The sequence below is a fragment of the Fibrobacter sp. UWB16 genome, from assembly GCF_900215325.1.
In the GTDB taxonomy this organism is placed as follows: domain Bacteria; phylum Fibrobacterota; class Fibrobacteria; order Fibrobacterales; family Fibrobacteraceae; genus Fibrobacter.
Genome location: NZ_OCMS01000004.1, coordinates 71,740 through 84,261 on the forward strand (window position 1 = coordinate 71,740; position 12,522 = coordinate 84,261).

The following is a 12,522-nucleotide window of genomic DNA, read 5'->3' on the forward strand; positions in this document are numbered from 1 at the left end:
TATTATTATAGCTAATTTTTTAGCCGTTTTTATTATCTTTATTTCGATGGATTACGAATATAGTGTTATTGGTTCTATTTATTGTAACGCAGAGGCGATTGCATCGTTTTCTGATGCTCCCGTCGAATACACGTATCAGAGCTACAAGTTTTTGCTCCGCAAATTCAGCGAACAGATAAGCGTCAGCCTGCGCGGCTTCACCGACAGTGATTCAAAAAGCGAATCCATCAGCATTCAGGAAATCTGCAAGAACATCCCGGAATCCATCGTCACCGAAGTCTGCAAACAGCTTTCCGAAAAGTTCGCCTGTACCGTTTCTATGCGCAAGGGCTACGAAGTCTACGGCAACGCAAACGTCTTTAACGGCGGTTCCGATTACGAAATTATCGAAGAGAAATGGTTTAAAGTCCAGTTCGACAAGGGCGTGCAAAAAACTATTTAAAGAACCTGGCGAGGGTAGCGCAGAGGACGTTTACATCCACGGGTTTTGCCACATGGTCGTTCATACCCGATTCTAAGGCAGCGCGCTTGTCTTCTTCAAATGCGTTTGCAGTCATCGCAATAATCGGCACATTCGCGACTCCCCTGTTTTCTAGGTTACGAATCCGGCGAGCCGCCTCATAACCATCGATACCCGGCATCTGGATATCCATCAAAATCGCATCGTACTTGACAGACGAATACTTGAGTTTTTCTACAGCCAAGTCGCCGCGTTCCATTGCCGTCACTTCTATGCCGCGGTCTTCCAGAATTTCCGTTGCAATTTCACAGTTGAGTTCGTTATCTTCAACAAGCATGACCTTGCGACCCGTAAAGTCATACGTTTGGGGCTGATTCGAAAGCGTCTTCAACGCAGAATCAGATTCCAGCGAAATTTCCGAAGAATTCCCACAGAACTTTTCGAGCATTCGCCTTAAATCCGAGGGGAACAAGGGCTTTGCAAAGAACGAGGTCACGCCCGCTTCAAGCGCTTCTTTTTCAATGTCGAGCCAGTCATAAGAGGTGAGCACCACAATCGGCGTTTTCGGCCCAATCACCTTGCGGAGCTTACGCGTAATCTGAATGCCCCTCATCTCCTGCACGTTCCAGTCAATCAAAATCAGCTGGTAATCATCCTTTGCAGTGCGGGATTTTTCGACACATTCGAGAGCGCCTGCATCCGATGTGCAGAAATCATAGCGCAAGCCTTCGCCTTTCAAAGACGCGTCAACGGTTCTGCAAATATTCGGTCGGTCATTAACGACGAGGCAATGCAAGCCCTTGAACTTTCTGGTTTCAAGAGTCGATTCAGAATCTTCGCAAAGTTTAAACTTGAACGTCATCAAGACTTCGGTGCCAAAATTTTCTTCACTCGAAACCTTAATCGTACCGCCCATCATGTCAATGATATTCTTCGTGATGGACATGCCAAGACCTGTGCCCTGAATGCCGCTCACCGTCGAAGAATTCACGCGGGTAAACGGATCGAAAATCTGCTTCAGGAATGCTTCGCTCATGCCGATGCCGTTATCTTTCACCAGGAACTCATAAACGCCATAGCCCGATTCAGCCGACAATTCCTTGACATTCATCGTAATGAGTCCATTTTTCGGCGTGTACTTGATGGCATTGGAAACAACGTTTAACAGAACCTGATTCAAGCGCAACTTGTCACAGAAAATCATTTCATTGTGAACGTTTTCAAGTTCCACAAAGAACTGCTGTTTGCGATTGCGGACATCCGAAAGCACAATTCCCTTAAGCGTGTGGATAATATCCGAAAGGCGTTCCGGACGGGCGGTAATGTTCATCTTGCCCGATTCGATGCGGCTCATATCGAGCACATCGTTAATAAGAGCAAGCAAGTGTTCCGAAGACTGCCCGATTTTCGAGAGGTAATCAGCGACCTGTTCCTTGTTGTCGATATGCTCTGCCGCAAGGCCCGTAAACCCGATAATAGCGTTCATCGGCGTACGGATATCGTGGCTCATGTTGTTGAGGAATGTCGTCTTTGCACGGCTTGCAGAATTTGCCATCTGTAGCGCCCGTTCCAAAGCTTCCTGGTCTTTCTTCTGCTTGCGAGTTTCTTCGTCAACGCTATGGAAACCCGCCACAATCTGCACCGGGTTCGTTGCAGTCAGCACAAACTTGATTTGCCAATATTCAACGTGTCCAAAGACATTCGCCTTGAAGTTCACGTAATAGGCGTTCTTGTTTTTGAGGTTTTCAAGAATAACCTCTCGACGAGTCATGGCAAAGAACGTTTCACGTTCTTCTTCACAAACAAACTTGTCCTTAATGACATTGAGACGTTCACCAAAACCATGAATATCCGACCAATTCGGGACAATTCGCGTAAAGACATCCGTACAGCGGTACACGTTTTCATGCATGGAAACAGTATCAATATAGCACACCAAGTCAAAGTCTTCGGCAAGGCCTTGAATCACCGCCTGTTGCTGGATTTCCTTGCGGAGCACGTCATCCTTGTCGGCAAAACCAAGCGCCGCAAATTTCGGATGGTCCGAATCGCCCACCTTCACGAACTTCATCTCGCAATAGCGATTGAGGAAGTTCACGTACATCGTATTAAAGCTTTTCTGGGTGGCAAGCTGCTCGCGGATATTCTTGAGAGAACCCGCCTGGAGCATGCGATTCTTATAGATGCCGCTCACAAACTTGTCGACATAGACAGAGTACGCTGCCGAATACTTGACATTTCGTTTGAACGTTTCGCCAAACGAGTTCGCCGTTGCCTTATTCATGGAATAAGGCGTAATTTCTTCGGTTTCGAGATTGATGTAGTACACCGACGTGTATTCAGACGATAGCGCTTCGATAATGGAAATATTGCGTTCCAGTTCCTTTTTCTGTTCCGCAATTTTTTTGTTCAGCTGAATCCTTTCGGCACGTTTCTTGTCCACTGCGGCAAACGTCATAATCACAAGAGTCGCAACGCCATTGCGGCGTTCCACGACCTGCATCACAAAGCTTATCCACGGGTTCTTGAAAATCGAAGCCTTAAAGAGCAATTCGCGACGGTCATCGTAAGCAAGGAGACGCTGGATATACTGCGGGCTTGCAAGGCGCATCCATTCTTCCTTGTATTCGCTATCGACAATCTGCACCATTCGGCTAGCGCGATAAGAACATGTATTGCGCTCTTGCTCGTTGCCAAAATCAACATTTTTCGAGGGCAAAATTTCACGGGCCGTATCGTTCGACAAGTCGCAAAGGAGAATCGCCTCGTACTCCGCCATAATCTTTTCGTGAACAAAGCGTGCGCTAACCTCGTCATCACGGTTTGCAAAGGCGACCACCATTGCCGTCGGCTCTTCATTTTCATCATCGACCTTCACGAACTTCATTTCGCTGTAGCGGATTTGCCCCGCAACATTCGAACGGAACAACGTCACATAGGTCTTATTGTTCTTAAGGTAGGCCTTGATGTTGTTGAGTTCACCAGCCTCAAACATTTTTGGCTTATCGGCGTCATAAACAAATTCTTTTACAAAGCTCAGGTACACTTCATTGTAGAGCGCACCCTTTTTTATCATCGTCTCATAATAACGCTGCGACAACTCGTTCATGGAATATGGAATCACCTCTTTGGTCATGAGGTTCACATACATCACCGAAGAATATTCCGACGCAAGCACGTCGATAATCGAAAGGTTGATTTCCAGTTCCTTTTTCTGCTGCACGAGCTTTTCGTTTAGGCTGAGCCTTTCGGACTGGTCCCTATCCACAACCGTGGCCGTCATGACAAGCGTTACCGGGACACCGTCAATCCTATCCAGGACACGGAATACGTTGCGACACCAAAAATACGAGCCGTCACCCGTCAAATGCTTGAAAACAATTTCCCGGCTATCTGTAGTCGCAAAAATACGTTTCAAGTTTTCAATACTTCCAAACTCATTCCACTGTTCCCTGAATTCCTCATGAACAAATGCAGACGCGTTCTTGAAGCCGACTTCAAAAGGAATAATATCCTTTTCTTTTACGCCATTGTAATACTTTGACCTGCGAACAACCTGTATGATATTCTCTTCCAAGTTGATAAGGTCAATGTTTGCAAATTCTTCACTGACTTTTTCGTTGATTTTTTTATTGATGACTTCATCGTTCTTGTTGACAAAGCCCACCAAAAATTCATTATCGTCACCGATATCAAAGCGCATCACGCGCGCTTCGTACCAGCGGGCATAACCATGAGCAATATCACGGAACAGGTAGCGGAAACTACGCTCACGAGAAAGGCGGTCAAGGACATTGTTTATGTCAAGGCCTTTCATCATCATCTCACGATCAGCGGGATGAATGACGTCCATAACAACAAGCCCACCTATTCCATTGAGCTTGCCCTCGGCCGGAAAAAGACCTTTGAGTTCGTCCTTGCAATACAAAGTCCTGAATGTCTTTTTTGTCGGATTGAAGACAAAAACGGACTCCACCTTTTCGCCAAACTTCATGACGATATTTTCGTTGAGGTGGCGTTCAAGTTCGTAGCGCTGCTTGGAACGGATGTCGCGGTCCACATTGCGCAAGCGGAGCACAAAGCCCTTAAGCATGCCGGACTTGTCGCGGTCGGCAAAGAAGTTCATCTGGAAATAGACTTCGGCACCATCCAGTTCACATCTAAACGGGACTATATATTGAGTGGCTTTTTCAAGATTTTGCGCAATCACTTCGCGACGGGTTCGTTCACGAAAATCATCACGATCTTCGGAGCAAACGAAATTATCGCAAATGAGCTTAAACCGCTTACGGAGATTGCGCTCTCCACGGAGAGCGGGTACATGGGCAACCAAGAACTGGCTCGCATGGAAAATATCGACATCATCTTCATCTAGATTTTTTGCCAAATCGACATAGCAAACACAGTCAAATTCATCAGCGATGGAATCGATGATTGCATTACTTTTTTCAATCCAGGATTGTTGATTTACGTCTTTATTTATCATTCATGCTCCGTCCCTATTAAATATATGAAAAATCCCCAAAATGCAAATGCATTCATTAAAAACATGCGATTCGTGTCACAGATTAATATATTGTAGCCATGCTATACCTGAAATTCGCGCTGAACCTTGAAAACCTCGCCGATGAACTGATCGAGGCGGTATACAATGCATGGACAAACCCATTTGAGGCCCCTGCCGTCCTATTTCCGGACCCAAAACTGGAACAATGGTTCAGGCTAAAATGGGTACAGAAAAAAAAGTCCCTCGTCGGATTCAACTCGATGATGATCGACCGATTCCTCATGGAAATCCTCATCGGCGATAATCCGCACAAGCAAAAGCTGAATTCCGATATGCTCCGAAATGTGATTCTCGCGTACCTCGTCAAAGAGACGAACGGCACGCCGAACTACATGCAGATGGACGACGAAGTCAAGCGCTATCTGGTCATCGACGGAACGCTCGACGAGACGCACCTTTTTGATTTTGCAAGCAAGATAGCATCGCTGTTCTTGGAATACGAAACAAGCAGGCCGAGCGATTTCATTCGCGGTGTTGACGGGAAGTCTGCGCCGGGCATTCTCGATAAGTGGAAGCAAGGGCAATTGGATGATTTTTTTGGAATAGCAAACCACGATATTGCAAAGCGTGAAGCCTGGCAACGCAAGCTGTACTCCGCCATTTTCCACGCCCACGACGGAAAACAATCTCTGCTTTCTGAAGTATTCGAAAACGAAGCGAAGCGCAAGGGTATTGAACGCACGGAATACATGACGATTCCGTACCTCTACATTGCATGCCACGACAAAAATGGCAATGTCCAATTCCACACGGAACACATGGGCAACACGCCGCTATTCATTTTTGGCCTTGGCGGCATGGGCCAGTTCTACCGCGTGATTTTGCAGAAGTACGCCGAAACGCACGACGTTTACGCCTACATCCAGAACCCCTGTATGGAATTCTGGGAAGACACTTCAACCGTTCACAAGCATGACGCAACGATTCACCGAAACTGGATTTCTCGCAGTGGACAGTGGAGCGACAAGAGCGGGAACATCGACAGCGTCCGCGCAAAGATGTCTGTCGGCATCTCGGATGCGGGCGAAAGCAACGACGTCGACGACATCCCCGAATACACAAGCGCAGAAGCGGAAGCCGAAAATACACTGCTCTGCAACTGGGGACGTTCCGGCCGCGACAACATCAAGCTCTGGTGCCAAGCCGCCAATTACGATTTCGACTTCAGCACGAGCGATGCAAGCGAGCTCCCACACGATACGCTTTTGCACAAGGTGCAGTACGCAATTGCAAACCGCATCAACACATTGCCCGACTTTACCGCAAGCGACTGCAAATCAAAAGATTTTAGCCTTGATGTGACCGCAGCGCCAACCAAAATTCGCGAAGTCGAAGCGCTCCACACGAGCATCTGCAAGCTCATGCAAGAAGGCGCTCGCGTGAGCGACATTCTCGTCGTATCGCCCGCACTGGACGATTACCGCACCGCCATCAAGACGATTTTCGACCAGACGCCCGAAAAGAAAAAATACGCCAGCGAAAACGACAAGGACGGATTTTTGCACATCCCGTTTGCGATTGTCGATTCACCTGCCAGAAGTTCGCAGACCGAAAACGTATTGGACAACTTGTTCTCGATTTTGGAACAGGGCACCATTACACGCCCGACATTCTTTGCGCTGTTGCGCAATCCGGTTGTTCAGCAGACGCGCCACATCAGCGAAGACGATGTAAACAATTGGGAAAGCTGGATTGAAGAGACGAACGTCTACCGCGACCGCGAGCACAAAAAAGAGGACTGGCTCGGCGGCGTTCGCCGTTTGCTCCTTGCGAAAATGACGAAGAATCCCGTCGAATATTCACACGGGGATTCTAGCGAAACGCTCATGCCGTATGCCGACATGGCGACAAGCGACAGTCGCTCGCTTTGCAAGTTTGTGGAATGCATCGAATCACTCAAGAAGTGGATGAAATTCGCAGGTTGCGACGGAAACAAAGTCGAGAATCGCGAAGTTTCGAGCGAAAAGAAGGTCGCGGACCTCAACAAGCTCAGTGATTTCATCAGCGAATGGATCACGATGTCAGGCGCTCCCGACGGTTTCGCCAGCGAAACGATTATCGTCAACAACGTGATGCAAGCCATCGAAGGTCTCCGCAACCAGATGGATGCCGAACTCGAAAGCATCTCGTGGAAGGTCGTCAAGCAGACGCTTCTCACCGCCGCACAGTCATCCGCTTACAGTTGCGGAACGCTTTTCGTCAACGGCATCACGTTCATGAACTTCATCCCGAACCGCATTATTCCCGTAAAGCACTTGTTCTTTATCGGCGGCGATTCCATGAACTTTCCGGGCGCAAAACAGCACAACACGCTAGACCTCCGCAAGTCTTGCCGCCCGTGGCCGGGCGACGATTCGCCTATTGCCAAGCGCCGTTACGCGTTCCTTTGCCAGCTCATGAGCACAAGCGAAAGTTTCCACGTGAGCTACGTGAATCAGGACATCCGCAAGGACGCCGAACTTTACCCGACCTCCGTCGTGAACGACATCCGAAAGTTTTTGGTCAATGCCATTAATTGCGATCAGAACATCGCGCCCGCAAAGAAAATCGGGCTTTCTGAAGCGTGGCCCGAGAACAAGATTTCGCTGGACGAGACCCGAGACTTTACGGAACTATTCACGCAAAAGAGCCTCCGCAACAAACGCGCATTCTTGAACATGATGCAGGACGGATTTGCGCACGTGAACCCTGCAACTGGCGCCATGCAATCTGCAGACGAAGACGTCGCCGTCAAATTGCCCGAACGCGTTCCGCTGTATATGCTCAGCGACTTTTTGAAAGACCCGTTCGAATTCCGCATCAGCCAAATGCTTGTCGCCTCCGAATCTGATGACCCAGAAAAGGAACTGTTCGAGCCGATACATTTTGAACCGCTACAAAAGAGCGCCCTCCTCAAAATGATGGTTGCCGCAGAACTTTCCCACAAGTCCGAAGAGCTTGAAAAATTCAAGAAGGAATCCGCGCTTAAAGGCAACATGCCCGACGGAATCTTTGGCGAAAAACTTCTTGCCGAAATGGAATCGCAAAAGAACTTGATTCTTGCAAAAATGGGAAAAAATCTCGTTTCACAAATCAAAGAATCCTGGAGCTATCAGGCAAAAATTCAGGACATTCAAATTGACCGCGGTACCGATAGCAAGTGGACACTTTCGGGAACGCTCGACTGGTGCGATAGCGAAAATCTCGACAACATTTCCGAGATGATTACCGTTTCATCGTCTTACAGCAAGACGACTTTGGACAAGTTCTTATCGCCTTACGTCAAGGCGCTAGCCGTCATTGCACAAAGGGCAAGCACTCTCGACGCAAACGCAGAACAGACTGTAAAGATTTCCATCTACAATACCGAAGCTACCGCAGAACCCTCGACCGCGACGGTCTCCATGACACCGCAAAAGGCGACCGAAACATTGCAAGAAATCTACACCGCTGCATTCGGTAACGAAACAGAGCGCCCTTATTCCAAGGCCGTTCCCGCCAGCTTGCTCGACACACAGGGCATTACAAATATCCGCGCGTTCAAGGACAAGCTTTTAGACTGCTGGAAATATTTCGACAAGAAATCGCTTTTCGACCCCATCACCGATGTCGGTTTTGAAGCCAATAACTTTACAAACCAGTGGAGTGAGGCGATAAGGAAAATGCGCAGCCTCATGCAAATTACAGTCACCGAAAACGCAAAGAAAAGGAAGGCATAATCATGGAAAATTTCAGTCTCCAAAAATTCGACCCTTCCAAAAGCCTTTTCATTGAAGCCTCGGCAGGTACGGGCAAAACGTACACTATCCAGTTGATGGTCGCAAAGCTTATCAGCCTTGGCACACCGCTCAAGAAAATCCTCATCGTCACGTACACCGAGAAGGCCGCCGGCGAGCTCAAGGACCGCATCCGCAAAAAAATTGACGAAGTCCTCGTGAGCCGCAAACTCGATAAGACTAACGGAGCCGAAAAAGAACTCGACGACGCTGCACTTGCGCTGTTTTCCAAGGCTTACCAAGATGTAGACAACGCCGCCATCTTCACAATTCATTCGTTCTGCCAAAAGGCGCTCAAGGAATACGCCTACGATGCGGGCAGACCGTTTGACATGTCGATGATTGACGATAGCGAAGTTCACGATCTCGTTGAACAGTTCATTCGCGACAAGTGGAGCGACAATAGCGATTTCCAGTTTTTGCTCAAGACCGATTCGGCACAGTCCATCGCGAACAAAGTTGCAACGGGTCTCGAAAATATCGTCAACGTCTATCGCGGTAGTGAAGGCGACCGCGAAATCATTCCTCTCGACAAGCCTGAACAAATCACGTTCGGCGATACAGCTTTAAGCGATGATGACATTCGCACCATCGCCATTGCAAAAACGTTTGACAACATTCTCGGCATCCCTGTTTTGGGCGACGCATTTTCAACACTCGAAAAGCATCCGGCCGAAAAATTTGGCAAGACATCTAAGAATTGCATTAGCGATTTTTTAAGTGCGCTCAAGCTCTGGGAAAAAGACAAGACACTCTTTTCAGGAGTCTCGTTCAAGGATAGCGATTTCGTTCGCACAACATGGCCGACCGACGCATACGAAGCATTCTTATCTTTCAAAGCATTGAAAGAATTGCTCCCCTCCATCAATAGCGTTTTGCTCAATAACTTCTTGATTTCGCAAGCCGCAACCGTTTTCGACGAATGGCAAAAGTACAAGACCGAAAAGAAATGCCAGTCGTTCAACGACATGATACTCTCGGTGCACCGCGCAGCACTTGACACAAGCAAGGGCGATTCCTTGCTTAAGAGCAGGCTCCGCGCACAATACACATACGCCATCATTGACGAATTTCAGGACACAAACCAATTGCAATGGGATATTTTCAGTGCTGTTTTCGACAAGATTTTTGTCGTGGGCGATCCCAAGCAATCTATATACAGTTTCCAAAGCGCCGACGTGAACGTCTATCAAAAAGCCATTCACGAAATCAACAACGGCATGTCGCTACAGACAAATTTCAGATCCACCACAGGAATTATCAACGGCTGTAACGAACTATTCAAAGGCGACTTTTTCACACCGAACGAAGGAGCAACAAAGCTCATCGATTTTGAGCCTTCGCTCCCGCCGCAAAATGAAAAGCAAGTCAAGGCTCCGCCTAAGATTAACAACAATGAAGCAGCCCCCATTTGGATTAGCGAGCAAGACATCAACGAAGTGGATTTTGCGCGCGCCGCCGTTCAAAAAATCATTGACTGGTGTACTTTTGTCGATGGCAAAACCGTATTGCAAGTTTTCAAAAAAGAAGACTGCACACAATACCGGAACGTGACATTCAAGGATTTTGCCGTACTCGCCCGCAGCCGTGGTGAAATGGACGCCATCGAAGATGCGATGCGCTCCGCTGGAGTTCCGTTCAGCCGTTACAAAGACAGCAATCTTTTCAGTTGTCGTGAATGCGCTGAATGGATTGCCATTTTCAAGGCGATTAACGCGCCCGATTTCTCGGCATGGAACAGACGCCTTTTAAGCGAAGCACTCATCACGGACTTTTTCAGAATCGCCCGCCAAGACATCCACTACGCCGAAAGCAAAGCGTTCGATGATCCAAACAATCCCGTGCGACAAAAATTAAACGCATGGACAGAACTGGCACAAAAGCGCCGTTATGCCGAAATGCTCGAACGCATCTACAGCGATACGCAAGTTGAAGAACGTTTGACAGAAATTTCGAGATTGCAAAATTTGGCAAGGCTCCGTCAAATCGGCAATTACGCCATCGAATACCTTTACAATCACAACTGCTCCATTGAAGATCTTGTGCGCCACTTGGAAGCGCTCGCAAGCTACAGCGAAAACGCCGATGATGAAGATGGCAACCTCGTTGAAAAAAGTAGCGATTACGACGCCGTGCAAGTCATGACGATTCACGCCTCGAAAGGCCTTGAATTCCCTGTCGTGATTTCTGTCGCAGGTTTCAAGGGCAAGCGTCCCGCAACAGGCCCGTTCCTTTACCATGACAACGATGAAATTCGCCTCGGATTCAGTGAACACGCCAAGACCACGCGCGAACTCGAAGAACTTGAAGAATGGAAGAGACTCTTCTATGTTGATTTCACACGTGCATCTTCGATTCTCATGTTGCCACGTTACGAGAAATGGAAAAATACCAAAGGCGTCAAGCCGGAATACGCATTCCTTGAAAGTTCCATCAATGGTCTCATAGAGAACGCATCGGAACTGACAACGATTTTACCGAAAACGGAAAACTGGAATCCGCAAAAGCTAAGCGAAACCGTCAAGGAGCGCATTTTAAAACCGCTCAATGAAAATTCCGAAATCGGGAAAGCATTAAGCGCTGACGAAATTCGAGATAACATCATCCAACAAAAATGCGCCATGGCAAATTTGCAAACCAAGCTCGCCGACGCAAGCATCATGCAGTATTCGTACAGTTCGCTTTCGGGCAAAGCGGATTCGCCTGTAGACGCAGATGATGGGAACCGCACGAACCGCGAAGGCGAAGAAATCGCAACATCGCGCACGTCAACGGTCCAGATTCGCGATATCGATACCGCAGCAGTCAACTGCACCATCGCAGCCGACGCTTTGCTCGATTATCAGACGCATTTGAACGAGAGCGCACACAGGTTCCCGCGCGGTTCACACGCCGGTAACGCACTCCACCGCATTTTCGAATGCACCCAATTCCAAAAGTTCGGTCTGGAAAACAAGACGCTCGAAGACGCGTTCGCGAATCCGCAAACGAGAAACATCATCGAAGAAGAATTCAAGCGCGAATCGCTCCCCATCTGGAATCATCGAGACACCTGGATTGACATAGCCACACGCTACACGTGGAATACGCTGAACGCAAGGCTGCCAGAAATCGCGGGCAATTCCGTGCAATACACAGAGCAAGATCCCGCGGAAATCGCAAAACAAGATGCGCCGCAGACATTTGCGCTGGTTGACATTCCGCTAAGCGACCACAAGCCCGAGGTACAGTTCAACCAGAACGCCACCGATGAACGCGGCGAGAATTGCGCAAACAACGAAAGCGCAAATGACGAAAAATGCGCCGAAAGTGGCAACATTCTCAAGCGTTTCTGCAAGGGTTTCATCGACCTCCTTTTCGTCCGCACTATAAACGGCCAAAAGTACTATTCCATTCTCGACTGGAAATCGGACATGCTCGAGAACAACAACTACACGCCCGAAGCGCTCAAGGAAAAAGTCGATAACGATTACTCCATCCAGCGCGTACTCTACAGCTATTGTCTGATCCAATGGCTCAAGCAGTTCTACGGCAAAGGCACAGCCGAGAACTTGAGCGAATCTGAAATTTTCGAAAAGCACTTTGGCGGCATTTATTACGCATTCATTCGCGGCACCGAAGGCGGCACACCCAAGGGCATTTACGCACAAACTTGGAACAGTTTTAACGACCTCGCAAGCGCCTATCAAAAAGTAAAAGATCTCATGAGCAAGCCCTCCATCATTAAGGAGGAAAACTAA

Annotated in this window: 4 protein-coding genes; 3 read left to right on the forward strand and 1 reads right to left on the reverse strand. The window is 48.2% G+C overall.

Translation table 11 applies throughout. From position 1 onward, the window contains the following. The first annotated feature begins 46 nt into the window (after nucleotides 1-46). Complete coding sequence (locus CRN95_RS12495) at nucleotides 47-442, forward strand: hypothetical protein (protein ID WP_097021103.1); 396 nt, start codon at nucleotides 47-49, stop codon at nucleotides 440-442. Here the strand turns inward: CRN95_RS12495 and CRN95_RS12500 are convergent. Then, a complete protein-coding gene (locus CRN95_RS12500; RefSeq protein WP_097021104.1) occupies nucleotides 435-4,946 on the reverse strand; it encodes a response regulator in 4,512 nt (1,503 codons plus the stop codon). The two genes, CRN95_RS12495 and CRN95_RS12500, sit on opposite strands and share 8 nt — an antisense overlap. 98 nt (nucleotides 4,947-5,044) lie before the next feature. Between CRN95_RS12500 and CRN95_RS12505 the strand changes: the two genes are divergently transcribed. Both CRN95_RS12505 and CRN95_RS12510 read left to right on the forward strand, forming a co-directional pair. Next, a complete protein-coding gene (locus CRN95_RS12505; RefSeq protein ID WP_097021105.1) occupies nucleotides 5,045-8,725 on the forward strand; it encodes an exodeoxyribonuclease V subunit gamma in 3,681 nt (1,226 codons plus the stop codon). Nucleotides 8,726-8,727: 2 nt separating this feature from the next. Next, nucleotides 8,728-12,522, forward strand: a complete 3,795-nt coding sequence (locus tag CRN95_RS12510) for a UvrD-helicase domain-containing protein (RefSeq protein WP_097021106.1) — start codon at nucleotides 8,728-8,730, stop codon at nucleotides 12,520-12,522.